The organism is Mesorhizobium sp. M0676 (genome assembly GCF_040320535.1).
In the GTDB taxonomy this organism is placed as follows: domain Bacteria; phylum Pseudomonadota; class Alphaproteobacteria; order Rhizobiales; family Rhizobiaceae; genus Mesorhizobium.
On record NZ_JAMYPU010000003.1, the window covers coordinates 23671 to 47795 of the forward strand.

At 62.7% G+C, this 24125-nt stretch carries 21 protein-coding genes, 1 tRNA gene and 1 other RNA gene; 13 read left to right on the forward strand and 10 right to left on the reverse strand.

What is annotated here, in order from left to right:
* Nucleotides 1-133: 133 nt before the first annotated feature.
* The 5 genes from recR to ffs all read right to left on the reverse strand — a co-directional run bounded on the left by recR (nt 134) and on the right by ffs (nt 4490).
* Entirely contained in the window at nt 134-739 is a 606-nt protein-coding gene (recR, locus tag NKI35_RS04110) for a recombination mediator RecR (protein WP_023696745.1), read from the reverse strand.
* A 96-nt stretch (nt 740-835) separates the two neighbouring features.
* A complete protein-coding gene (locus tag NKI35_RS04115; RefSeq protein ID WP_352738712.1) occupies nt 836-1804 on the reverse strand; it encodes a cell wall hydrolase in 969 nt (322 codons plus the stop codon).
* A 218-nt stretch (nt 1805-2022) separates the two neighbouring features.
* Nucleotides 2023-2346 (reverse strand): YbaB/EbfC family nucleoid-associated protein, encoded by a 324-nt coding sequence (locus tag NKI35_RS04120; protein WP_023669519.1) that lies wholly within the window; start codon nt 2344-2346, stop codon nt 2023-2025.
* 31 nt (nt 2347-2377) lie between these two features.
* Complete coding sequence (locus NKI35_RS04125; protein ID WP_352738713.1) at nt 2378-4189, reverse strand: DNA polymerase III subunit gamma/tau; 1812 nt, start codon at nt 4187-4189, stop codon at nt 2378-2380.
* Between the two features lie 204 nt (nt 4190-4393).
* Nucleotides 4394-4490: signal recognition particle sRNA small type (gene ffs, locus NKI35_RS04130), an RNA gene on the reverse strand.
* Between the two features lie 157 nt (nt 4491-4647).
* Here ffs and NKI35_RS04135 point away from each other — a divergent pair.
* The 3 genes from NKI35_RS04135 to NKI35_RS04145 all read left to right on the forward strand — a co-directional run bounded on the left by NKI35_RS04135 (nt 4648) and on the right by NKI35_RS04145 (nt 6425).
* Nucleotides 4648-5067, forward strand: a complete 420-nt coding sequence (locus tag NKI35_RS04135; RefSeq protein WP_023682032.1) for an HIT domain-containing protein — start codon at nt 4648-4650, stop codon at nt 5065-5067.
* 35 nt (nt 5068-5102) lie between these two features.
* Nucleotides 5103-6044, forward strand: a complete 942-nt coding sequence (gene nudC, locus NKI35_RS04140) for an NAD(+) diphosphatase (RefSeq protein ID WP_352534603.1) — start codon at nt 5103-5105, stop codon at nt 6042-6044.
* Between the two features lie 75 nt (nt 6045-6119).
* Nucleotides 6120-6425 (forward strand): Dabb family protein, encoded by a 306-nt coding sequence (locus NKI35_RS04145; RefSeq protein WP_023669515.1) that lies wholly within the window; start codon nt 6120-6122, stop codon nt 6423-6425.
* A gap of 7 nt (nt 6426-6432) precedes the next feature.
* On the opposite strand, the gene NKI35_RS04150 is transcribed toward NKI35_RS04145, so the two are convergent.
* Both NKI35_RS04150 and NKI35_RS04155 read right to left on the reverse strand, forming a co-directional pair.
* On the reverse strand, nt 6433-7296 hold the full coding sequence (locus tag NKI35_RS04150) for a prephenate dehydratase (protein WP_023696750.1): 864 nt from the start codon (nt 7294-7296) through the stop codon (nt 6433-6435).
* A complete protein-coding gene (locus tag NKI35_RS04155) occupies nt 7272-8060 on the reverse strand; it encodes a 3-deoxy-manno-octulosonate cytidylyltransferase (RefSeq protein ID WP_023749159.1) in 789 nt (262 codons plus the stop codon). The genes NKI35_RS04150 and NKI35_RS04155 overlap by 25 nt, the downstream gene beginning before the upstream one ends.
* A gap of 193 nt (nt 8061-8253) precedes the next feature.
* Between NKI35_RS04155 and NKI35_RS04160 the strand changes: the two genes are divergently transcribed.
* The 7 genes from NKI35_RS04160 to NKI35_RS04190 all read left to right on the forward strand — a co-directional run bounded on the left by NKI35_RS04160 (nt 8254) and on the right by NKI35_RS04190 (nt 17816).
* On the forward strand, nt 8254-8919 hold the full coding sequence (locus NKI35_RS04160; protein WP_023669512.1) for a c-type cytochrome: 666 nt from the start codon (nt 8254-8256) through the stop codon (nt 8917-8919).
* Nucleotides 8920-9070: 151 nt separating this feature from the next.
* Nucleotides 9071-10948, forward strand: a complete 1878-nt coding sequence (locus NKI35_RS04165; RefSeq protein WP_352738716.1) for an extracellular solute-binding protein — start codon at nt 9071-9073, stop codon at nt 10946-10948.
* Nucleotides 10948-12816, forward strand: a complete 1869-nt coding sequence (locus NKI35_RS04170) for an extracellular solute-binding protein (protein WP_352738959.1) — start codon at nt 10948-10950, stop codon at nt 12814-12816. The genes NKI35_RS04165 and NKI35_RS04170 overlap by 1 nt, the downstream gene beginning before the upstream one ends.
* Nucleotides 12817-12990: 174 nt before the next feature.
* Nucleotides 12991-14088, forward strand: a complete 1098-nt coding sequence (locus NKI35_RS04175) for a microcin C ABC transporter permease YejB (RefSeq protein WP_023669509.1) — start codon at nt 12991-12993, stop codon at nt 14086-14088.
* Nucleotides 14088-15227 (forward strand): ABC transporter permease, encoded by a 1140-nt coding sequence (locus NKI35_RS04180; protein WP_023682037.1) that lies wholly within the window; start codon nt 14088-14090, stop codon nt 15225-15227. Before NKI35_RS04175 ends, NKI35_RS04180 begins: the two co-directional genes overlap by 1 nt.
* The gene (locus tag NKI35_RS04185; protein ID WP_023826839.1) at nt 15224-16855 is read left to right on the forward strand and encodes an ABC transporter ATP-binding protein; all 1632 of its coding nucleotides are present in this window, start codon (nt 15224-15226) and stop codon (nt 16853-16855) included. The genes NKI35_RS04180 and NKI35_RS04185 overlap by 4 nt, the downstream gene beginning before the upstream one ends.
* Before the next feature lie 19 nt (nt 16856-16874).
* Nucleotides 16875-17816: a 2-hydroxyacid dehydrogenase gene (locus NKI35_RS04190; RefSeq protein ID WP_352738718.1), complete on the forward strand. Its 942-nt coding sequence runs from the start codon at nt 16875-16877 to the stop codon at nt 17814-17816.
* Between the two features lie 12 nt (nt 17817-17828).
* Here NKI35_RS04190 and NKI35_RS04195 read toward each other — a convergent pair whose 3' ends face one another.
* The gene (locus NKI35_RS04195) at nt 17829-18185 is read right to left on the reverse strand and encodes a hypothetical protein (RefSeq protein WP_023740779.1); all 357 of its coding nucleotides are present in this window, start codon (nt 18183-18185) and stop codon (nt 17829-17831) included.
* An 84-nt stretch (nt 18186-18269) separates the two neighbouring features.
* Nucleotides 18270-19226, reverse strand: coding sequence for a class I SAM-dependent DNA methyltransferase (locus NKI35_RS04200; protein WP_352738721.1), 957 nt, complete (start codon nt 19224-19226; stop codon nt 18270-18272).
* Nucleotides 19227-19331: 105 nt separating this feature from the next.
* Between NKI35_RS04200 and NKI35_RS04205 the strand changes: the two genes are divergently transcribed.
* Nucleotides 19332-20342 carry a ligase-associated DNA damage response exonuclease gene (locus tag NKI35_RS04205; RefSeq protein ID WP_023712591.1) on the forward strand — a complete coding sequence of 337 codons (1011 nt, stop codon included), beginning with the start codon at nt 19332-19334 and terminating at the stop codon, nt 20340-20342.
* 223 nt (nt 20343-20565) lie between these two features.
* Nucleotides 20566-22164: a cisplatin damage response ATP-dependent DNA ligase gene (locus NKI35_RS04210; RefSeq protein ID WP_352738723.1), complete on the forward strand. Its 1599-nt coding sequence runs from the start codon at nt 20566-20568 to the stop codon at nt 22162-22164.
* 7 nt (nt 22165-22171) lie between these two features.
* Here the strand turns inward: NKI35_RS04210 and NKI35_RS04215 are convergent, their stop codons facing one another.
* Nucleotides 22172-23413: a hypothetical protein gene (locus NKI35_RS04215; protein ID WP_023823780.1), complete on the reverse strand. Its 1242-nt coding sequence runs from the start codon at nt 23411-23413 to the stop codon at nt 22172-22174.
* A gap of 353 nt (nt 23414-23766) precedes the next feature.
* Between NKI35_RS04215 and NKI35_RS04220 the strand changes: the two genes are divergently transcribed.
* Nucleotides 23767-23842: transfer RNA gene (locus tag NKI35_RS04220), tRNA-Thr, on the forward strand.
* Nucleotides 23843-24125: the final 283 nt, after the last annotated feature.

Genomic DNA, 24125 nt, shown 5'->3' on the forward strand with positions numbered 1-24125 from the left:
GAAGAATGCCGCCCGAGAAGCTGCTGATCTCCCCCCTTGAGGGGGAGATGTCCGGCAGGACAGAGGGGGGTGTTTGGCGCAAACCTCGAAGAATGCGAAGCTTTCATGTCGCACATCCTGCCCGCCAATTGCGTCAAAACGCCGTCCGCGAGCGCAAGGCCGCCGCCAGCGTCCCCTCATCCAGATAATCAAGCTCGCCGCCGACCGGCACGCCATGCGCAAGCCTGGTGACCTTGATCTCGAAACCCGAGAGCTGGTCGGTGAGATAATGCGCCGTCGTCTGGCCCTCGACCGTGGCGTTGACGGCGAGGATCACCTCCTTCACCTCGCCGCCGGCGACGCGGTCGACCAGCGAGCGGACATTGAGCTGGTCGGGGCCGATGCCGTCGAGCGGCGATAGCGTGCCGCCGAGCACGTGGTAGCGCACATTCATGGCCGCCGCCCGCTCCAGCGCCCAGAGGTCGGAGACATCCTCGACGACGATCAGCGTCGAGGCATCGCGGCGCGGATCGGTGCAGATCATGCAAGGGTCGGAGGTATCGACATTGCCGCAGGTCGTGCAGATGCGCACCTTGTCGGCGGCTTCAGCCATGGCGGCGGCGAGCGGCGACAAAAGCTGCTCCTTCTTCTTGATGAGGTGCAGTGCCGCACGCCTGGCCGAACGCGGCCCTAGTCCCGGGACCTTGGCCAGGAGCTGGATCAGGCGTTCGATCTCGGGACCGGCGATTCGCTTCGACATCGCACTGATCTAGGATTTTTCCGCGCGCTTTGAAACAGCCGCATACGCACCGAGCCCGCCATGCTGCCATGGCGGGCTCGGAAACTGTTTTAGGCGTCAGTAAGCTGACGCTGGCCGGGTCTGGTCGATAATCATCGCGCCGATAGCGTCGGTATTCTCAGGCGTTGACTGGAAGCCCATCGACGCTTCCTGCGTTGCCGATGGAACCGAGGTGATGTAGCGGGCGTTCAGCGTGCCGCCGAAACGCGAGGCATCCGGCTCGGCCATCGGCTCCTGCATCGCCACCTCCGTCTGCTTGGCGGCGACGCGGGCGCTCTTGGCGGGCGCCGCGGAAGCCGTCACATAGGTCTGCTCGGCCGGGGCACGTGTCGCCTTGGCTGCGCGAACCGCCGCGGCCTGCTTGGCGGTATCTGGACGGACAATGGTCTTCACCACCGGCTCGGCGTAGGCAACCTGCACCGGCGCTTCAGGCACAGGCGCGCGCGGCGTCCCCGAGGCAACCATGGTCGTGGATTCATCCGGCAGCGGCTGCCAGTTGCGGCCGCGCTTCTCGTAGAAGGCGTTGCCGCCGGCAACCATGGTGTAATGCATGTTCTTGTAGGGGAACCTCAGGCCGGCGGTGTGGAAGTACATCGTGTTCTTCAGCTTGGCCTTGCGCTCGCCCTTGAGCACCGCATCGGCGGCCTCCTCGACATCGGGCATCGCTTTCGAATTCATCGCCCGCGTCATCACGCCGGGCGCGAACTGGCCCGGTTCGCCAACCACTTGGCAAATGGTGCTGCCATGATTGCCGGAGCGCAGCCGGTTCATCACCACCGTGCCGACGGCGATCATGCCGTCACGGCTCGAGCGGTTGGACTCGAAGAACATCGCCCGCTCCAGGCATTCCTTCTCCTTCGGCGTGTTGCGGTAGGCGCGCGTCGAAAGGAAGCTGGGCGTGATGGCGTCGGTCAGGCTGGCGACCGACAGGCCGTGCGAAGACGTGGTCTGGCTGCAACCGGCCAGGAACATAGGGGAGAAGATGATGCCGAGCAGAAGCGGCGTCTTCCATCGCGTCGCGATCAACAAAAATGCCTCATTGTCCAGATGCCAGCCCGCCCCGAGATGTGGCAAGAATGAGACTCTTAAAGGCAAAAAGATGGCTAAAGGATTAGCTTTCGTGCAGCATAGGTAAAACTTTATAAATGCCCGGATATGTCCGCGTGAGCAAAGCCGGAGAAAGTCTTAACAACAGCCTCCGCAGCCGATTTCCCTTCATAATCAATTAACTGGTTGGAGCCGGCTCAGAACGGCAATTTCATTCCGGGCGGGATCGGCAAGCCTGCCGTCAGCGCCTTGGTCTTCTCCTGCATAATCTGCTCGACCTTATTTTTGGCGTCATTGTGAGCGGCCAGCAGCAGGTCTTCGAGAATCTCGACCTCATCCTCCTTGAACAGCGACGGATCGATCTTCAGCGACTTCATTTCGAACTTGCCGGTCAGCGTGACATTGACCAGCCCGCCGCCCGCCTGCCCGCTTGCTTCAATCGTCGCGATCTCGTCCTGCATGGCCTGGAACTTGGCCTGCATTTCCTTCGCCTTGCCCATCAGGCCGAGAAGATCTTTCATGGTCGGGTCCTTTGCGGATTCGTGGCTATGGTCAGGTTTCGTCGTCGTCGGACGGCGGCTCGACCGGCGCTTCGGCCTTGTCGGTGTCGACTTCCGGCGCGTCGGGAATGCGCACGTCGATGATCTTGGCGCCGGGAAAGCGGGCCAGGATGGCGGCCACAGCCGGATCGCTTTTCGCGTCGGAGAAAGCAGTCTCGCGCCTGGTCGATTCCATCTCGGCCAGCGTTTGGCCGCCCTTTTCCTTCGACAATGACACCAGCCAGTTGCGGCCGGTCCAGGCCCGCAGCTTCGTGGTCAAGTCGTTGAGCAGCATCTTGGGCGCATCGGCGGTCAGGCCGACGTCGATACGGCCGGGCTCGATGCGCACCAGGCGAATACAGCTCTTGACCAGCACCTTGAAGGCGATGTCACGCTGCGCGTCGGCAAGAGCGACAATATCGGCCAGCGATTTCAGCGGCGGCGATTGCGGCTCCACGACCGGCTGCGGAGGCGCGACAAAGGCGACCGGGGGCGCGTCGACCAATCGCATGGTTTGCGCACCGGCTGGCCCGGACGGCATCCGGGTCTGCGCTACCGCGCTGGCGCCGCCCCCATTGCCGGCATTTACCGGCGCACCATTCGGGCGTGACGCACCACCGGACGCCGGAGCGCCGCTCTCCAGAGATTTCAGCGCCTCGTCCAGCGTCGGCAGGTCGGCGGCATGCGCCAGCCGGATCAGCACCATCTCGCCGGCGCTGACCGGTCGGTTGGACGACTGCACCTCGGGAATGCCTTTCAAGAGCATCTGCCAGGTTCGCGACAGAACCTTGACCGACAGCGTGCTGGCGAAGTCGGCGCCGCGGCGGCGCTCATCCTCGGACAGGGAAGCGTCGTCGGCAGCCGTCGGCACGAAGCGCAGCCGGGTGACGAGGTGGTTGAATTCGGCCAGATCGGTCAGCACGGCAGCCGGATCGGCGCCGGTGTCGTACTGGTTGCGGAATTCGGCAAGGGCGGCCGCCACATCGCCTTTCATGACATGTTCGAACAGGTCGACGATGCGGGCGCGGTCGGCGAGACCCAGCATGGCGCGCACCGCTTCGGCGCTGACGGCGCCGCCGCCATGGGCGATTGCCTGGTCGAGGATGGAGAGCGAATCGCGGGCCGAGCCTTCGGCGGCGCGCGCGATCATCGCCAGCGCGTCGTCGTCGACCGATATGCCTTCCTTGCCGGCAATCGAGGCGAGATGCGCGACCAGCGCGCCGGCATCGATGCGTCTCAGGTCGAAACGCTGGCAGCGCGACAGCACGGTGATCGGCACCTTGCGGATTTCGGTGGTGGCAAAGATGAATTTGACGTGCGGCGGCGGCTCTTCCAGCGTCTTCAGCAGGCCGTTGAAGGCCTGGGTGGAGAGCATGTGCACTTCGTCGATGATGTAGACTTTGTAGCGCGCCGACACCGGGGCATAGCGCACGCGCTCGATAATGTCCCTGATGTCGTCGATGCCGGTATGCGACGCGGCGTCCATCTCGATGACGTCGACATGGCGGCCTTCCATGATCGCCTGGCAGTGCTCGCCCAGGAAGGCGAGGTCGACCGAGGGATGGTCGACCGTCGGCGTCTTGTAGTTGAGCGCCCGTGCCAGGATGCGCGCCGTCGTGGTCTTACCGACGCCGCGCACGCCGGTCAGCATCCAGGCCTGGGCGATGCGGCCTGTGGAGAAAGCGTTGGTCAAAGTGCGGACCATCGGCTCCTGGCCGATCAGTTCGGAGAAATTCGACGGACGATATTTGCGCGCCAGCACGCGATAAGCGACGGCCTTTTGCTTCTCCAGGTTTTCGGGGTCCGAATTTCCGGCTTCGCTCATTCGCCCGTAAAGCTCCAAAAGGCCGCGTCTCAGCGTAGCCGATTCCTGCTAGATCGTTTCACCGTTTTCTGAAACGGCAAACCGCTCTACCCTTTGCTTTAGCGCAATTCCGGACGGGAAACCGCTCACACTTTCCCTGGAATTGCTCCAATAGTCTCGCCCGCGCTGCAATGCGTCGTCAATGTCGCGAGAGGGGCCGATGAGGTGGGAGGCTGGAACAATGACCCGTTCCGGGCTCGTTAGGGCTGCTTCCTTCCGGACCTGACCCGGTTGGCGAGTGGATCGTCCACCACCAACCTCCCGCGTTCCATATCGGCAATTCAGCGATCAAATGCAAGGGTGCATTGAGAATCGGATGCCCGTGAACTCCGCCGCTCAATGAATCGCTTGCAGCCCCCGTGCAGCCGCTCTAGCGTCATGAGTTTGGGAGTAATGTGAGAAGCGCAAGGGAAACGCCAATGCTACCGGGCCTCAAGGCCGGATTCACGCTCGACTCCAGGCTGGAGGCGGATAGCGAGCAGCTGATGTGGCTCGGCCTGTGCGAGCTCAGGGTGATGAACGATAGCCGCTGGCCATGGCTGGTCCTGGTGCCGCAGCGGCCGGGGGCCGAAGAAATCCACGACATGACGCCGCTCGACCAGGCGATGTTGACCTTCGAAACCAACATGGTGGCGCAGGCGCTGAAAAGAACCACGGGCTGCACCAAGATCAACACCGGCGCGCTCGGCAACATCGTTCGGCAATTGCATGTCCATGTCATCGCCCGCTCGGAAGGCGATCCGGGCTGGCCGGGGCCGGTGTGGGGGCACGGCATGCGCGAGCCCTATGAGCGTTCAGGCATCCGCCAGTTTGCGCAACAGATCAAGGCGGCGCTATAAGCCGCCTGTGTCCATTCCTAGACGTTCGAGCTTCCATGACCTTTCGCCTTTTTGACGCGCCCTTGCGCGAACCGAGCCAGTTCGTCGGCTTCGCCGGAAACACGATTGATCGGCAATCCGAGAACCGCGCCGACGATTCCGTCGAAAAGGCGTTGGCCGATCCCTCGGCACGTTTTTTGCCGATGCATGGCGGACGGCTGTATCTGAAATTGCACGATGGCAGCTTCGACCCTTGGTTCGATCTGGCTGAGGGCCAGAAGCTGCAGCCATCACTCGCACAAGGCGTGCTGCTTGGCTTTGCCGAGAGCGGCCCGGTACTTGCCGTGCCGGTCGGCCTCGATCCCGAACAGCTACCGGAGACCATGAAGGCGATCGATTATCGCTCGGTCTATATGCAGGGGCTGATCGACGAGGCGGCAGCGGGCGCGCTGGCGCAAGGCGCCGCCCTGCTTGCCTGGCATGCCACCCATCGCTTCTGCAGCAAATGCGGCCATGAATCGCAAATGCGGGCCGGCGGGTACAAGCGCCATTGCCCAAATTGCGGCACCGAGCACTTTCCACGCACCGATCCGGTGGCGATTATGCTGACGGCGACGCGGGAAAAATGCCTGCTCGGCCGCGGCCGGCATTTCGGGCCCGGCATGTACTCGGCGCTTGCCGGCTTCATCGAGCCGGGCGAGACGATCGAGGCGGCGGTGCGCCGCGAAACGCTGGAGGAAGCCGGCATCCGGCTCGGCCGCGTCGTCTACCATGCCAGCCAACCCTGGCCGTTCCCCTATTCGCTGATGATCGGCTGTTTCGGCGAACCGCTCAATGACGACATCCAGGCCGATCTCAACGAGTTGGAAGATTGCCGCTGGTTTTTTCGCGACGAGGTGCGTTCCATGCTGGAGAGGACGCACAAGGACAATCTGGTCACGCCGCCGAAAGGCGCGATCGCGCATCATCTGATCCGCGCCTGGGTCGACAGCGAATAAGACTTGTTATTTTACGCAATTCCGGACGGAAAACCGCTTCACACTTTTCCTGGAATTGCTTAACGGGAGCAAAAAATGATCCGTCACACCGTGGTTTTCACCCTGAAGCACCCGCAGTACTCGCTGGAGGAAAAGCGGTTCCTCTCCGATGCCAAGCGCATTCTCAGCGCAATCAAGGGCGTCACCCATTTCGAGCCGCTGCGGCAAGTCAGCCCGAAGAACGACTACCACTTCGGCTTCTCGATGGAGTTCGTCGATCAGGCCGCCTACACCAGATATAACGAGCATCCCGACCACGTTGCCTTCGTGCGCGACCGCTGGATCCCGGAAGTCGAAACCTTCATGGAAATCGACTATGTGCCGCTGACCCTTCTGGTTTAGGGGAACCTTAGTCCGCGACCTTCCACTGCTCGCGCGACTCGCTGGCGGGATAGACACCCAGAATGCGCACTTCGCGCGAGAAGAAGCGCAGTTCGTCCAGCGCCAGCTTGACCAGTGGATCGTCGGGATGGCCCTCGATATCGGCGTAGAACAGCGTCGCGGTGAAGGCGCCCAGTTGATAGCTCTCCAGCTTCGTCATGTTGACGCCGTTGGTGGCGAAACCGCCCATTGCCTTGTAGAGCGCAGCCGGCACGTTGCGGACACGGAACATGAAGGTCGTCATCATCTTGGTGTCGGCCGAGGGCCGTTCGGCCAACCGCTTGTCCTTGGTCAGGACGACGAAGCGGGTGACATTCGAGTCCGTGTCCTCGACATTCTTCTCGATGATGTCGAGGCCATAGAGTTCTGCGGCGAGCGCAGGCGCCAGCGAGGCCATGCTGCGGTCCTTGAGCTCGGAGACCAGCTTCGCCGAACCCGCCGTGTCGCCGGCAATCACCGGCTTCCAACCATTCTTGCGGATGTATTTGCGGCACTGTCCCAGCGCATGGATATGGCTGTGCACGGTCTTGATCTCTTCGCGTTTAACGCCGGGCAGCACCATCAGCTGGAAATGGATCGGCAGGAAATATTCGCCGACGATGTGGAGTTTCGATTCCGGCAACAGATGATGGATGTCGGCGACGCGGCCGGCGATGGTGTTTTCGATCGGGATCATGGCGAGGTCGGCCTTGTTGGTCTCGACCGCGTTGAAGGCGTCCTCGAAGGTCGGGCACGGCAACGGCTCCATCGAGGGGAACATGTTGCGGCTGGCGGTGTCGGAATTGGCGCCCGGTTCGCCCTGGAAGGCTATTCTGTTGGTCTTGTCAGGCATGCCGATATCTCAGGTTTGAAAGGATCTGCGGTGTCAGGAAAGCAAAGAATTTGTCTGGCGCGTTCGAGGTCTTCCGGCGTGTCGACGCCGAGCGGCAGCGATTGCACGATCTCGGCATCGATGCGCATACCGGCCTCCAGCGCCCGCAACTGCTCCAGCCGCTCGCGCCGCTCCAGCGGCGACGGCTTCAAAGCGACGAAGCGTTCGAGGGCTGAGCGCCGATAGGCGTAGAGGCCGACATGGTGATAGAGCGGCCCCTCGCCCCAGGGCGCGGTGGCGCGGGTGAAATAGAGCGCCTTCAGCCGCGTCGCCGACAACGGCGAACCGACGATCTTGACGACGTTGGGGTTGGCCTTTTCCTCGTCGCGGACGATCTCGACGCCGAGCGTGGCGATGTCGACCGCAGCGTCCTCGAACGGTTTCAGCGCCGCACCGATGATCTTGGGATCGATGGTCGGCAGGTCGCCCTGCACATTGACGATGGTTTCGACCTTGCGATCGGGGTCGAGCGCGGTCAGCGCCTCGAAGATACGGTCGGAGCCGGATTCGTGGTCGGTGCGCGTCATCACCGCCTCGAAACCGTGCGCGCGCACCGCTTCGGCCACGTTGCGCGTGTCGGTTGCCACCACCACCCGGCCAAGCCCAGCCTCAGCGGCGCGGCGGGCGACATGGACGATCATCGGCGCGCCGGCTATGTCGGCCAGCGGCTTGCCCGGCAGGCGCGTCGAGGCCATGCGGGCCGGGATCAGGATGAGCGTGGACATCGAGGTTGCAAGGCGTTCGAAAGAGGATGGGGAAAGTGGCAAAAGGTCTCACTGGAAGCGCCCTTATAGGTGTTGCAACGCCCAAGCAAAAGACCTAGTTTCCGCCCGATTTGACCGGCTCGACGGGGTGGGTCACGATACCGACGGACGGAGTGGACGGAGAGGTCCGCCGGAAAAGGGAGCCCTGGGGCGTATGGATTCCAACGAAGTCAACAAACTGCTCGCCGGGTTGCTTGGAACCTGTTTCGTCGTCTTCTCGGTCGGTTTGGTGTCCGACGCCCTGTTTGCCTCGCCGGCGCCGGAAAAACCCGGCTTTGCCATCGAGGCGACGGAGCCTGCCGAAGGCGGCGCCGCCGGACCCGCGGCGGAGGCCAAGCCGATCGCCGACCTTTTGGCCACCGCCAATGTCGAGCAAGGTGCGGCCGTCTTTAAGAAATGCCAGGCCTGCCATTCCGGCGAAAAAGGCGGCCCCAACAAGGTCGGCCCGGATCTCTGGGACATCGTCGACCGCCCCGTCGCCGAGCATGAGGGCTTTGCCTATTCGGCCGGCATGAAAGAGTTTTCCAAGGGCGGCGCCGAGAAGTGGACCTATGACAATCTCAACCACTTCATCACCTCGCCGAAGAAATTCGTGAAGGGCACGGCGATGGGCTTTGCCGGCCTGCCGAAGGACGAGGACCGCGCCAACGTCATTGCCTATCTGCGCACGCTGTCGGATAGCCCGAAGCCGCTGCCGACGCCAGGTGCCGCCGCCGATGCAACGGCGCCGGCCAAGCCGGCCGAGGGTGCCGCTCCGGCCAAGCCGGCTGAAGGTGCAGCTCCCGCCCCTGCGACGCCGGCACCGGCGCCCGCCAAATAACCGAATTGTCATCTCCATGACCTCAAAAAAGCCGGGTTCAGCCCGGCTTTTTGTTAGGAAAATCGCATATGCGGCGACAAAGCCGCCGCATGGCGGTTTTCACCGGCGTCAAATCATTTAGGATTGCCGGGCATCGCGACGAGGAGAACGCATGACGGTTGGCCGAACGCTTCTGAGGTCCTTTCTGGTTGTGGGCGCCCTCGCAGGCGGCCTGCAGGCAGCCTTCCCCCAGGAATGGCACACCACCTCTTCGCTGATCGGCCCCTCCAAATATGGCGAGAACTTCCAGCGCTACGATTATGTGAATCCGGATGCACCGAAGGGCGGTACCTACAATTCGGTCGTTTCCGGCACGTTCGACAGCTTCAATCCCTATATCGTTCAGGGATCGCCGGCGGCCGGCCTGCAGCCATTTGGCGGCGGCCTGCTCTACGACACGCTGATGGACCAGGCGACTGACGAAGGTAGCGTCAGCCACCCGCTCATCGCCGATGCCTACAAGTACCCGACCGACTATTCCTCGGCCACCTACCGGCTCGACCCGCGGGCGAAATGGCATGACGGACAGCCGATCACAGTCGACGACGTGATCTGGTCGTTCCAGGTGCTGAAGGCCAACAGCCCGATGTACAGCCGCTATTTCGAAAACGTCACCGACGCCGTCGCTGTCTCGGACCGTGAGGTCGAGTTCCACTTCGACCAGAAGGGCAATCGCGAACTGCCCAAGATCCTCGGCGACCTTGTCGTGCTGCCCAAGCATTGGTGGGAAGGCACCGACGCCAATGGCAAGAAGCGCGACATCACCAAGGGGACGCTGGAGCCGCCGCTGGGCTCGGCTGCATACAAGATCGCCAGCTTCAAGGCGGGGTCGGAAATCGTCTGGCAGCGCGTCCCCGACTATTGGGGCGCCAAGCTGGCTGTGAAGATCGGTCGGGAGAATTTCGACACGCAGCACTTCACCTACATTCTTGACGACAACGCCTCCTGGGAGGCGTTCAAGAAAGGTGGCCTCGACGATATCAAGCCGGAAAACAGCTCGAAGCGCTGGGCGACATTTTATGATTTCGCGGCGATCAAGGCCGGCGATGTGATCAAGCAGGAGTTCAAGACCACCTCGCCCGAGCCGATGCAGGCTTTCATGCTCAACCAGAGACACAAGCTCTTTGCCGATCGTCTGGTCAGGGCCGCGCTCACCTATCCCTTCGATTTTGAATCGATGAACCGCACGCTGTTCTTCGGTTTCAACACCCGCACCCACAGTTATTTCCAGGGCACGGAACTGGCCTCGAGCGGCCTGCCGCAAGGCAAGGAGCTGGAGATCCTGGAGAAGTACCGCGACAAGCTGCCGCCGGAGCTGTTCACGCAGGAATTCAAGCTGCCGGTCTACGATTCGCCGCAGGCGGAGCGCAAATATCTGAAGCAGGCGGTCGACCTGTTCGCCCAGGCCGGCTGGGTGATCAAGGGCGGCAAGATGGTCAACGCCAAGACCGGCGAGCCATTCAAGTTTGAAATCCTGGGCTCGAATGAAACCGACCAGGTCATTTCCAGCCCCTGGATCGCCAATCTGCGCAAGATCGGCGTCGATGCGACACTGCGCATCGTCGACCCGAGCCAGTACACCAACCGCGTCAGAAATTTCGATTACGACGTCATCACAGGACAGCTCCAACAGTCGGAATCGCCCGGCAACGAGCAGCGCGATTTTTGGAGCTCCAAGGCCGCCGACACACCGGCATCGCGCAATTATTCCGGCATCAAGAACCCGGTCGTTGACGCCCTTGTCGACCGCATCATTTTTGCCACGGATCGCGATGACCTCGTCGCCACCACCCATGCGCTCGATCGCGTGCTGCTGTGGAATTACTATGTGGTGCCGCAATACTATCGCGCCGTTGTGTGGCTGGCTTACTGGAACAAGTTCGGCATCCCGGAAAAGCAGCCCGGCTACCGTGGCGCCGATATCGATTCCTGGTGGATCGATGCGGACAAGGAAAAGGCCCTGGCCGCCAAGTACAAGGGCAGCAATTGATAGCGGGGCTCCCTCGGCGCGATTTCCTGGCCCTCAGTGGCGCCGCGGCTGTTGCTGCGCTGCTGCCGGGCAAGGCTTTCGCCGCCAGCCCAACCGGCGTGAAACTGCATGGACTGTCGGCTTTCGGCGACCTCAAATACAAGCCGGACTTCACTCATTTCGACTATGTCAATGTCGATGCGCCGCAAGGTGGCGTCTTCAACTTCCTGCCGCGCAACTGGCTTGCCAACCAGACGCCGCTGACCTTCAACACGCTGAATTCGTTCGTCCCCAAAGGCGATTCGCCCCAGCGCACGGAGATGTGCTTCGATTCACTGATGGTGAGAGCGTACGACGAACCTGACGCCGTTTACGGGCTGATCGCTGACGGCGTGACGATTTCCGACGACCGCAACGACTTCACCTTCTCGCTGCGCCCGCAGGCCCGCTTCCATGACAGCACGCCATTGACCGCAGAGGATGCCGCCTTCACCTTCAAGCTGCTCAAGGACAAGGGGCACCCGTACTATTCCCTGCCGCTAACGCATCTGGATGACGGGATTGCCGTGGATGCCCACACGCTGCAGCTTAGGTTTTCCGGCAAGCAGACAAGCCGCACCATCCTCAACGTCGTCGAGTTCCCGGTCCTGTCGAAGGCGTTCTACACGACCAACCCGTTCGATTCCTCGCAGATGAACCCGCCGTTGGGGTCAGCCGCCTACAAGGTCGGTCGCTGGTCGGCAGGGGCCTGGATCGAATATGAGCGTGTGGCTGATTATTGGGGCAACGACCTGCCGGTCAATCGCGGCCAGAACAATTTTCAGCGGATTCGCGTTGAGTTCTATCAGGACCGTAGCGTTGCCTTCGAAGCGTTCAAGAAGGGAGAAATCCTCTACAGGGAGGAATTCACCTCGCGCGTCTGGGCGACCGGCTACGACTTCCCAGCCTTCACTGCCGGCAAGGTGGTGAAGCACGAATTCCCGGCCGAAACGGTGCCTTCGATGCAGGGCACCGCCGTCAACCAGCGGCGCGAGCAGTTTCGCGACTCGCGCGTGCGGCAGGCGATCGGGCTGTGCTTCGACTTCGAATGGACGCGGCGCAATTTCTTCTACGGTTCCTATGAGCGCTCGCAATCCTGCTTCGAGAAATCCGAATTTCGCGCCGAGGGCAGACCGTCGCCACAAGAATTGGCTCTTCTTGAGCCGCTGCGTGAGCAGATTCCCGCCGAGGCTTTTGGCGAAGCCGTGATCCAGGACGCGTCGAACGGCTCCGGCCGCGACCGGCAGTTGCTTGGCAAGGCGGCCAAGCTTCTGGCCGAGGCCGGCTGGAAACGGTCCGGCAATTTCGTCGTGAACGACAAGGGTGGTCGGTTGTCCGCAGAGTTTCTTGTCGACGACGAAGTCTTCGAACAGGTCTACTCGCCCTGGGTCGAAAACATGAAGGCGGTCGGCATCGATGCCTCGATCCGGCTGGTGGATGCCGCGCAATATCAGCTGCGGCAGAATTCGTTCGACTACGACCTCGTCTCGGTCGCGGCCTCGTTTCCGGCGACGCCAACCCGTGATGACCTCGAAACCATTTTCCATTCGCGAGCAGCTACCGTATCGGGCTCTCGCAATCTGCCGGGAACGTCGAGCCCGGCCATCGACGCCCTGGTTGACGCCGCAGGTGCCGCCGAGGGTCGCGAAAGCCTGACAATTGCCATGCGCGCGCTCGACCGGGTCTTGCGTGCACGGAGGGATTGGATTCCAAGTTGGTTCCTGGCGAATCATCGAAGCGCCTATTGGGACATGTTCGGTTTTCCCGAGCGGAAACCCGATTTCGACTTCCCGGTCGAAGGGCTGTGGTGGGTCGACAAGGGCAAGGCGGCAAAAATTGGCAAAGGGTAGGCTGTTGCGCGGCACTTTACCCTCCCCCTCGTGGGGAGGGTCGGTGAGCACTTCGTGCGCAGCACGAATGGCGAACCGGGGTGGCGGTGTGACGGCGTACGCCGGATCGAGACTACCCCCACCCCGCTCCGCTTCGCGGATCGACCCTCCCCACAAGGGGGAGGGTGAAAGCTGATGGGCGCCTACATACTGCGCCGTATCCTGCTGATGATACCGACCCTGTTCGGCATCATGGCGGTTGCTTTCGTCGTCACTCAATTCGCACCGGGTGGACCGGTCGAGCAGGTCATCGCCAGCCTGACCAATCAGGGCGGCAGCGACCGCCTCGGTAGCGGCGGCGGCGATGCAGGAGGCGGCGGCAATTTCGATGTGGCCGGTGACGTCGGCTCGAAGTATCGCGGCGCGCAAGGACTCGATCCCGAGTTCATCAAGAAGCTGGAAAAGCAATTCGGCTTCGACAAACCACCGCTCGAACGCTTCGGCATGATGCTATGGAACTATGCCCGCTTCGATTTCGGCGACAGCTATTTCCGTGACATCTCGGTTCTCGATCTGATCCTGGAGAAGATGCCGGTGTCGATCTCGCTTGGGCTGTGGATCACGCTGTTGTCCTATCTGATCTCGATCCCCCTTGGCATCCGCAAAGCGGTCAAGGACGGCTCCGCCTTCGACGTCTGGACCAGCGGCGTGATCATCGTCGGCTATGCCATACCGGCCTTCCTGTTCGGCATATTGCTGATGGTGCTGTTCGCGGGCGGCTCCTTCTGGGACTGGTTCCCACTGCGCGGCATCGTCTCCGACAATTGGGACCAATTGTCGTGGCCTGACAAGATCGTCGATTATTTCTGGCACATGACCTTGCCGCTGACGGCGCTGGTGCTGTCGGCCTTCGCGACGACGACGCTGCTGACCAAGAACTCCTTCCTGGAAGAGATACGCAAACAGTATGTGGTGACGGCCCGTGCCAAGGGCCTGTCGGAGCGGCGGGTGCTTTACGGACATGTGTTCCGCAACGCAATGCTGATCGTCATTGCCGGCTTTCCAGCGGCCTTCATCTCGGCCTTTTTCACCGGCTCGCTTTTGATCGAGAACATCTTTTCCCTCGACGGTCTCGGGCTGCTCGGTTTCAGGTCCGTGTTGGCGCGCGACTATCCGGTCGTGTTCGCCAACCTCTATATATTTTCGCTACTTGGCCTGTTCGTGACGCTGTTGTCCGACCTGATCTACACATGGGTCGATCCGCGCATCGATTTCGAGCGGAGAGACGTCTGATGACGCAGGCTGCAGCCGAGATCACACCGACAAGGATCGCCCGCCCCTGGCTGTCGCCGCTCAACAAGCGGCGCTGGCAGAACTTCAAGGCCAACAGGCGCGGCTACTGGTCGTTGTGGATATTCCTCGCTCTGTTCGTGCTGTCGCTGTTTGCCGAACTGATCGCCAACGACAGACCGATCGTCGCCTACTACAAAGGCGAGATCCTGTTCCCGGTGGCGGTCGCCTACCCCGAGGAAAAATTCGGCGGCTTCTACGCCGTCACCGACTATCGCGACCCGGTCATCCGCGACGAGATCAACGCCAATGGCTGGATGATCTGGCCGCCAATCCGCTATTCCTACCGCACCGTCAACAATGCGATCCCCGACGCCGCTCCCGCAAAACCGTCATGGGAATACGACGCGCAGAGGCGATGCAGCCAATATCCGCAAGGCGCTGCCGATCCTGACTGCATTGTCGGCAACTGGAACTGGCTGGGTACCGACGACCAGGCGCGCGACGTGCTGGCGCGCATCATCTACGGGTTCAGGATTTCCGTGCTGTTCGGGTTGATCCTGACCGCGGGTTCGTCGGTTATCGGCGTCGCCGCCGGCGCGCTGCAAGGGTATTTCGGCGGCTGGACCGACCTTCTCTTTCAACGCTTCATAGAAATCTGGTCGGCGATACCGCTGCTGTATCTGCTGCTGATCGTCGCTGCCATCCTGCCGCCGGGCTTCTTCATCCTGCTCGGGCTGATGCTGCTCTTCTCCTGGACGTCGCTTGTCAGCGTGGTGCGCGCCGAATTCCTGCGCGCGCGCAACTTCGAATATGTCAACGCGGCCCGCGCGCTTGGTGTGTCCAACCGCACCATCATGCTGCGCCATCTTCTGCCCAATGCCATGGTGGCGACGCTGACCTTCATGCCTTTTCTGGTCAGCGCCTCGATCTCGACACTGACCTCGCTCGACTATCTCGGCTTCGGCCTGCCGCCCGGCACCGCGTCGCTCGGCGAACTGCTAAAACAGGCGCAGAGTAACCTCAATGCCCCCTGGCTCGGTATATCGGGCTTCATCGTCATCTCGCTGATGCTGTCGCTGTTGGTGTTCATCGGTGAAGCAACGCGCGATGCTTTCGACCCGCGCAAGGCGTTCCGATGAGCAGCGAACTCCTGCTCTCCGTCCGCGATCTCAGCGTTGCCTTCACCCAAGGCGGCAACGAGTCGACCGCCGTCGACCACATCTCCTTCGATCTCGCCAAGGGCGAGACGGTGGCGCTTGTGGGCGAATCCGGTTCCGGCAAATCGGTCTCGGCGCTGTCGGTGCTGAAGCTTCTGCCCTACCCGACGGCCAGCCATCCCTCGGGCAAGATCCTGTTCCAGGGCGCCGACCTTTTGGCGATGAACGAAAAGCAGTTGCGCAGCGTGCGCGGCAACAAGATCACCATGATCTTCCAGGAGCCGATGACCTCGCTCAATCCGCTGCACACGATCGAGCAGCAGATCGTCGAGATCCTGGCGCTGCATCAGGGCATGGGCGACCGCCAGGCCAAGGCGCGCACGCTGGCGCTGCTCAACGAGGTCGGCATTCGCGAACCGGAAAAGCGGCTCGACGCCTATCCGCACCAGCTGTCCGGCGGCCAACGCCAGCGCGTCATGATCGCCATGGCGCTGGCCAACGAGCCTGAACTGCTGATCGCCGACGAGCCGACGACGGCGCTCGACGTCACTGTCCAGGCGCAGATCCTCGAATTGCTGGCGGGGCTGAAGAGCCGCAAGGGCATGTCAATGCTGTTCATCACCCATGATCTCGGCATTGTCAGAAAGATCGCCGACCGCGTCTGCGTGATGACCAAAGGCAAGATCGTCGAGACCGGGCCGACCAGGGACATCTTCGCCAACCCGCAGCACGCTTATACCAAGCACCTCCTGGCCGCCGAGCCGAAGGGCAAGCCGCCGGCCGCCAACGACGCCGCCAAACCGGTTATGACCGGCAAGGACATCAAGGTTTGGTTCCCGATCAAAAAGGGTTTCTTTCGCACCACCGTCGACAATGTGAAGGCTGTTGACGGAATCGACGTCACCGTACGCGCCGGCCAGACGCTAGGCGTCGTCGGCGAATCCGGCTCCGGCAAGACGACGCTCGGGCTGGCGCTGGCGCGGATGATCTCATCGACCGGCACCATCCAGTTCAATGGCAGCGACATCAACCAGCTTTCCTTCAACGCCATGCGGCCGCTGCGCCGCGAGTTGCAGATCGTTTTCCAGGACCCGTTCGGCTCGCTCAGCCCGCGCATGTCGGTCTCGGAGATCATCGAGGAAGGCTTGAAGATCCACGAGCCGAAGCTGTCGCCCGACCAACGCGACGACAAGGTCGTCGCCGTGCTGAAGGAGGTCGGGCTCGATCCGGCGACCAGGAACCGCTATCCGCATGAATTCTCCGGCGGCCAGCGCCAGCGCGTCGCCATTGCGCGCGCCATGGTGCTCAATCCGCGCTTCGTCATGCTGGACGAACCGACCTCGGCGCTCGACATGAGCGTGCAGGCACAGGTGGTCGACCTCTTGCGCAATCTGCAGGCCAAGCACGACCTTGCCTATCTGTTCATCAGCCACGATCTGAAAGTCATTCGCGCCCTTGCCAATGACGTCATCGTCATGCGCAATGGCAAGATCGTCGAAGCCGGCCCTTCCGAACAGATTTTCGAGCGGCCGCAGACCGACTATACGAAGGCGCTGATCTCGGCCGCGTTCAAGATCGAGACGGCGCCGGTCGGTATCGTCAGCGAATAACAGGGAATACAATCCGCAAATGGAAAAAGGCAAAATCCTGCTTGCCGTCACCGGCTTTCATCCGCAGCGCTGGCGCGAGCTGCTGTCGGCCGAGCGCGAAGTGGTGCTGGAGCCGGACGGCGCTTCGGATCCGTCGATCACCTATGCGGTGGTGTGGAAGCAGAAGCCGAACCTACTGAAATCGCTGCCCAATCTGCGCGCAATCTTCTCGATCGGCGCCGGCGTCGACCACATCTTCGCCGATCCCGGCCTGCCCGATGTGCCGATCGTCAAAGTGGTCGCCGAGAACCTGACGCAGTACATGACCGAATATGTCGTCTGGCGCGTGCTCGACCATCACCGCCAGGGCATGCTCTATCGTGCGCAGCAGCCGAAGAAGACCTGGCACGAACCGCCGCAGCGGCCGGCCGGTGACATCTCGGTCGGCATTATGGGGCTCGGCAATCTCGGCCGCGCGGCGGCATCGGTGCTGTTGTCGCTCGGCTTTGCCGTCAATGGCTGGTCGCGGAGCGACAAGGCCATGAAAGGCGTTGCGACCTATGCCGGAGAGGCCGGGCTGATCCCCTTCCTCAACGCCACCGACGTACTGGTGGTGCTGTTGCCGCTGACGCCGGACACGCACGGCATCATCAATTACGGCGTGCTGAAGGAATTGCGCAAGCGCAACGGCCTCGGCGGCTCGGTGCTGATCAATGCCGGGCGCGGCCGGCTGCAGAAGGACGCCGACATCTTGCGAGCGCTGGACGACGGCACGTTGAAGGAGGCGAGCCTCGACGTGTTCGAGGTCGAGCCGCTACCGAAGACCAGTCCGCTTTGGAGTCACCCGAAAGTGTTCGTGACGCCGCACGCGGCGGCGACCTCCGACCCTGTCCACCTGGCGCCGAGCATGTTGCGGCAGATGGATGCCTTCGAGCGCGGCGAAAAGCTTGATAACGTGGTCGACCGCAAGGCGGGGTACTGAGGAAGTTCAGGTTCAGCTCGGCAGACTGAACTTCTTCTGCTTGTTGGGCTTGCCGCAGTCGCGGCGGACGATCGAGCGGTTCATGGCGTCGATCTTGCCACTAGCCAGATCAGTATCGCGCTTGCTTTTGGAGCGCATATCCGGCGTGAACGGGCCGAAGCCCATCGCCGGATTGGAGAAGCTCGGCTTGGCGTCCGTCGACAGATGGTATTGCTGCGCCAGTTCGTTGCGCTGCGCCAGCAACTGATCGCAAGGCACATTGTCATACTGCAGCGACGATTGTACGTCCTGGTCCTGCCGCTCCGACATCGAGCTGCTGCAGCCGGCCATCGCCAGGCAGGACGCCAAGACCATCATGTTCCAGCGCATGTGTTCCTCCTCGAGGCCAAGCCTGCCGAGCGCTCTTCTCGGCTTGTATTCTACCTGATGCCGCCCCAGCCGCAAAAATCCTATTCACGTTTTCGAACAAGACGAGACATCAGCCCTTGGACGAGGGCTCGTGAGCACGGCAAGCCCGTCGACGGGCTGGCGGCGATCCCAACGGATGACGGTCGGCTGCATCGACAGCACCGACAGGCCGTTTGCGGCAAGCACCCGCTCGACATAGGCTTGAGAATGGGCGTAGCGACGAGACGGCTGCAGCGCGAAACCGGCGTCGCCGCCCGCCCCGCCCTTGGCTGGCTTTTCGACGGAAAAGGCAAACAGGCCATTGGTGGCCAGAATGCCCGCGACGGTCTTCATCACGCGATCGAGCGCGCCGACGTAGATGAACACGTCGGCCGCCACCACCAGATCGGCTTTCGGTCCGGCATAGGCGAAATGCTGCAGATCGGCCTTGGCGAGCAGATCGTAGACGCCTTTGGCGCGGGCCTTTTTCAGCATGGCGGTGGAGATGTCGTAGCCCTCCAGCCGTTCGGCGACCGGCCGCAGTTTCTCGCCCATCAGACCGGTGCCGCAACCAAGGTCGAGCGCCAGCGAAAAGCGGCCCGGTCTTGCCGCGCGAATGGCGCGATCGAGAAACTCCGGCAGCCGGTAGCCGAGCTTGTCGACCAGCGAGTCCTCGAAAGTCTCGGCATAATGGTCGAACAGCGTCTCGACGAAGGCGCTGGGTGGCGCTGCGGCAGCCGGCGCCTTGCCGATCAGCTGCAGCTTCAGCGCAGCACCCAGGCGATCCGCCGGGTCCAGTTTCAGCGCCGTCGCCCAGGCCTGCGTCGCCAGGTCGAGCAGCCCCGTTGCCTCCTGCATCTCGCCCAGGCGGAACCAGCCCGCCGCCCATTGCGGCGCCAGTTCCAGCGCGCCGAGCAGCAGCTCCGCCGCTGCCGCGTGCTCGCCCGAGCCGAAAAGCATCTCGGCATAGTCGGCGCGACGGTCGGCGGTCAGGTCGCCGGACAAGATTTTCAGCGGTTGCATGGCGATGGCCCCGCCGGCTGATGCGGCCGGTGGCTGGCTGTAGGCCGAGTCAGCAGTCTCTTGCAACAGGCTTCCCGCGCTGGAATTAGCCACTATCTTGACTGGATGCGCGCCAGCGACCTGCTCCATCCCCGGCCTGAAGGCCTTTATTGCCCATGCGGCGATTTCTTCATCGACCCGGTGCGGCCAGTCAACCGGGCGTTGATCACGCATGGCCATTCCGACCATGCCCGATCCGGCCATCGTTCGGTGCTGGCGACGCAGCAGACGCTCGACATTATGGGGTTGCGTTATGGCGAGGATTTTGCCGGGACAACGCAAGCGGCCGTGCTTGGCGAAGCTATGGCGCTGAACGATGTCAGCGTCACCTTCCATCCGGCCGGCCATGTGCTGGGCTCGGCGCAGATCGCGGTCGAGCACAAGGGCAGGCGCATCGTCGCCTCCGGCGACTACAAGCGCCAGAAGGACGCGACCTGCGCACCGTTCGAACCGGTCCAATGCGACGTCTTCATCACCGAGGCGACCTTCGGCCTGCCGGTGTTTCACCATCCGCCCGACACGGAGGAGATCGCCCGGCTGCTCAAATCGGCGGCGCAGTTTCCCGAGCGATCGCATCTGGTCGGCGCCTATGCGCTGGGCAAGGCACAGCGGGTGATGCGGCTGCTGCGCGATGCCGGTTATGACAGGCCGATCTATATCCACGGCGCGCTGGCCAAGCTCAGCGAATATTACCAGAGCCAGGGCATCGACCTCGGCACGCTGGAGCCGGCAACCGTCGACAGCGGCGGCAAGCAGGATTTCACTGGGGTCATCGTTGTCGGCCCTCCATCGGCCTTCGCCGACCGCTGGGCGCGGCGCTTTCCCGACCCGATCTCGTGCTTCGCCTCGGGCTGGATGCGCATCCGCCAGCGCGCCAAGCAAGGCGGCGTCGAACTGCCGCTGATCATTTCCGACCACGCCGACTGGGACGAACTGACCGCCACCGTCAAGGAGACGGGCGCCGGCGAAATCTGGGTGACGCATGGCCGCGAGGAAGCGCTGGTGCGCTGGTGCGAGCTGGAAGGCATCGCCGCCAGGCCACTGCACCTTGTGGGCTATGAGGACGAGGGCGATTGATGGTGATCACCAGCGCCGCGACCCGTTGCGCCCCCCTCTGTCCTGCCGGACATCTCCCCGTCAAGGGGGCATATTGGCAGCTCCAATGCCGGCTCATCTCCGCCAATATCGGAGATTGGCCAAGGCCGGCGCGACATCCGATCTTCCTCCTTGAGGGGGAGATGGCCGGCAGGCCAGAGGGGGGTGCCTCGCGCCGGTTTTCACCATTGGCGTGGGGCGACGCATGAACCGTTTCGCCGAACTCCTCGACCGCTTGGTGCTGACGCCGTCGCGCAATGGCAAGCTGACGCTGCTCGTCGACTATTTCCGCAGCGTCGAGGACCCCGACCGCGGGCTGGCGCTGGCGGCGATCACCGGCGACCTCAACATTGCGGCGGTCAAGCCGGCGATGCTGCGCACGCTGGTCACCGAGTGCATGGATCCGGTGCTGTTCGGCTATTCCTACGACTATGTCGGCGACCTCGCTGAAACCGTGTCGCTGGTCTGGCCGCAAACGCCGGGACATATCCCCAACCGGGAGCCGACGCTTGGCGACGTCGTGGCGACGCTGCAGGCGGCGAGCCGCTCCGACGGACCCAAGGTGCTGGCCGGGCTGCTCGACAGCGCCGGCATTTCGGCGCGCTTTGCCATCATCAAGCTGGTCACCGGCGGCTTGCGCATCGGCGTTTCGGCGCGGCTGGCCAAACAGGCGCTGGCCGATTTCGGCAAGGTCGATGTCGCCGAGATCGAGGAGCTGTGGCACGGGCTGACGCCGCCCTATATCTCGCTGTTCGCGTGGCTGGAAGGCAAGGCCGAGAAGCCGAAGCGGACCGCACTTGCCCTGTTCAGTCCGGTGATGCTGTCGAACCCGGTCGGCGACGGCGACCTCGAAAAGCTCGATCCGGCCGACTATGCCGCGGAATGGAAATGGGACGGCATCCGCGTTCAGGCGGTGTGCGAGGGCGGCGTGCGCCGGCTCTATTCGCGCACCGGCGACGATGTGTCCGGCGCATTTCCCGATCTCGCCCAGGCAATGGATTTTTCCGCCGCGCTCGATGGTGAATTGCTGGTCGGCGAGCCGGTGGCGACCGGCACCTTTTCGGACCTGCAACAGCGGCTCAATCGCAAGAGCGTGGCCCCGAAGATACAGCAGCAATACCCGGCGTTCATGCGCTGCTACGATGCGCTGCAGATCAACGGCGAAGATTTGCGCGCGCTACCTTTCCGCGAGCGGCGGGCCCGTCTTGAGGCCTTCATCACAACGCTGGACCCGCACCGTTTCGATCTGTCGCCATTCGTCGAATTCCCGGATTGGCAAACGCTGGAGGAACTGCGCCGCGCGCCGCCGCACCCGATCATCGAAGGCGTGATGCTGAAGCGCTGGGATTCGCCCTATCTCGCGGGACGGCCGAAAGGCCCGTGGTTCAAGTGGAAGCGCGATCCGCACACGGTCGATGCTGTGCTGATGTATGCGCAGCGCGGCCATGGCAAGCGGTCAAGCTTTTATTCCGACTATACGTTCGGCGTCTGGTCGGGGCCGGAAGGCGCAGAGGAACTGGTGCCGGTCGGCAAGGCCTATTTCGGCTTCACCGACGAGGAGCTGAAGCAGATCGACAAATTTGTCCGCGACAACACGGTCGAGCGTTTCGGCCCGGTGCGCTCGGTGCGCGCCGACCGCAGCCAAGGCCTGGTGCTGGAGGTGGCGTTCGAAGGTCTCAACCGTTCGACCCGCCACAAATCCGGCGTTGCGATGCGATTTCCCCGCATCTCACGGCTGCGCTGGGACAAGCCGACCGCCGAAGCCGACCGCATCGAGACGCTGCAGGCGCTGCTTGATCGCTAGGCGGCGCTTACGGTTCGATCGAAACGCGGATCTCGTAGATGTCGACCGCCTTGCCCTGCTTGTCGAAGTCGGAGTTGATGGCGATGCTGCCGGCCGCGCCCGGGGGCTTGTCGGGGAATTTCACGTCGAACAGATATTCGTTACGCTGCTGGCCGACCGCATAGCGCTTGCGGCCGCAGTCGCCGAGATCGCCGAAATTGCAGTCGACGGAGATCTGCGTGTCCTTGCCGTCCTCGGCGCGGGCGACGATGTCGAACACGGCATGTTTGCCGGCAAGCTTCTCCAGCACGCCCTGCCCGACATCGAAGCTGATGGCCGAGCCGGAAGCACCGGAGCGGATGCGCAGGAAGGAGCCGGTGTCATCCTGCACGACATCGGCCTTGGCGTCGGACGGGGTCGCCACATGCGTTGGATCGGTGGGTGTAAACACGTTGATCCAGTCGCGCGTCTGTTCGGCGACACCAGGCTGCTGCGGCGCGCCAGGCTGCTGCGGCTCAGTTGTATCGGCAGGCGGCGTGAAGTCGTCATCGTCGACGGTCGGCGGCGCTTCGGGCGGCGCCGTGTCGAGCTGCGCCGGCGTCTTGAAGACCCCGGTCTGCACGGCGAAATAGAGGCCGATGCCGGCGGCGGCGAGCAACGTCACGCCAAAGAAGATCGCCGTCAGCGGCAGGCGGCGGCCCCTTATCCGCCTTTCATCACGGTCAGGCGCCACTTCCGCCGCGGCCTCGGCCGGCGCGGAATCGGCCATATCGATCGCCGGGGCGCCGGGCAGCGTGGCGTCAGGCATGATGTCGGGGACGACCGGCAGCACGCGCGAACGCGGCGCGTCGGATGCCTCGGGCTGAACCGGTTCATCAACGACGATCGCCGGCGACGGTCCGGCCGCGACACCTGTCGGGGCATCGACCGCGGGCGCCTCGGCGGCGCCCTGTACGGCGTCTTGCGGCTGCGCAACGCGTTGCGTCAGCGCGGTATCTTGTGTCTGCGCAGCGCTCTGCGTCTGCGCAGCGCTCTGCGTCGGCGCGGCGACATCGGGGACCGCGGGCAGGAATTCGGATTCGATCTCGGCGATCTTTTCCTGCACCGCCTTACGGCGCTTGATGGCGGCTTCCACCGTCACGCCGGGATTGGCCTGGAGCACGCGGTCGAGCGCCGCGAAAGCCGACCGATAGACCCGCTCGCGAAATGCCCGGTCCTCGGCGTTGCCTTTCTCGAAGGCGTTGCGGATCGCTTTTTCGATCGCGTCCAAAAGCGAATTCCCCTGTCCGTTCGCTTACATTGCCATGATCGTTAGCCGCAGGCGACCAATCAATCAACGGGCGAGCGCCCGCATTCTGCCTTACAGGCCTGTTCAAGGCCCATTTCGATGCGTTTTGGCAATAAAATCAGTCCGTTTTGCCGCCTTGCCGGGCAGTTTGTGCGCAGTCCACCGCGACGTCTCCGCGTAGCCGAAAAAGCAAATGAGGCGGTGGCTCATTGCGCGCCAATGGAAAATGCCGGGACGAATTGCCGGATGCCGGCTCGAAATCGCGGTTGCCCATCTTGAATTAGCGGCCGGTTGAGTCTATCACCCAGCCGATCCTGGAACCTCGCGCTTCCCGGGCCGCTTTAGCTCAGTTGGTAGAGCACATCATTCGTAATGATGGGGTCAGGTGTTCGAGTCACCTAAGCGGCACCAGTTCTCCATCCGACGCAAGCGTGACGGCAGGTGCAAGGCTAATGCACGTCACTCCCTACACCAACACCGGCACTTCCTGTCTGCCTCGCCACAGGATTGCGTCGTCAGACGCTTGACCATCGACTATGCTGCATCGCGCAAGATCGACAGCCTAGAGAACCCGACAATACAAGCATAATTTATAAGATACAAAACCACTATCTTGGAATAATCTTCGTCAATTTTGACCTATAGCAGACACTCCGGATTATAGTTGTGTAATTAAACCGTGCCTTTTCTGACA